This is a genomic window from Pseudomonas sp. 43(2021) (genome assembly GCF_017490805.1).
In the GTDB taxonomy this organism is placed as follows: Bacteria; Pseudomonadota; Gammaproteobacteria; order Pseudomonadales; family Pseudomonadaceae; genus Aquipseudomonas.
Window position 1 is genome coordinate 1 of sequence record NZ_JAFGYJ010000290.1, and the last position, 510, is coordinate 510.

General features: G+C 61.4%; 1 protein-coding gene. It reads left to right on the forward strand.

Annotated features, from left to right (window positions below):
- A partial coding sequence (locus tag J5M71_RS27265) for an ATP-binding cassette domain-containing protein (protein ID WP_207838645.1) occupies nt 1-510 on the forward strand: 510 nt, incomplete at both ends.

Sequence of the window (510 nt, forward strand, 5' to 3'; positions counted from 1 at the left end):
GGTGCTGACTATTCCGCAAGGCGTGGTGGGGCGTTTTGGGGCTCGGATATTTGCCTGGATCGACTCATTGCCCGGCGGCCGTCGTTCGATGGCAAATGCAGAAGCACCGATCGGGCCGTCCTTGGCGCGAGCTCACTCGGCCACGCACGGTGAGCCGGTTCTGGTCGCAGAAAACCTGCACAAGTTCTTTGGCGGACTGCACGCCACCAACGATGTTTCGCTGAGCTTGGCCGAAGGCGAAATCGTGGGTGTGATCGGCCCGAACGGCGCCGGCAAAACCACGGTGTTCAACCAGCTCTCCGGGTTTCTTCTGCCGTCCAAAGGCCTAGTGAAAGTGCGCTTGCTCAATGGCGACTGGGTCACCCCGAGCAGCCCGGCCGAGTTCGCCAGGGCAGGCATTGGCCGGACCTTTCAGATCGTGCAGCCATTCGCTGATTTGAGTGTCTGCGAAAACATCATGCTCGGTGCATTCATGCACACCGCCGACGCGAAGGAGGCGAGGGCGATCGC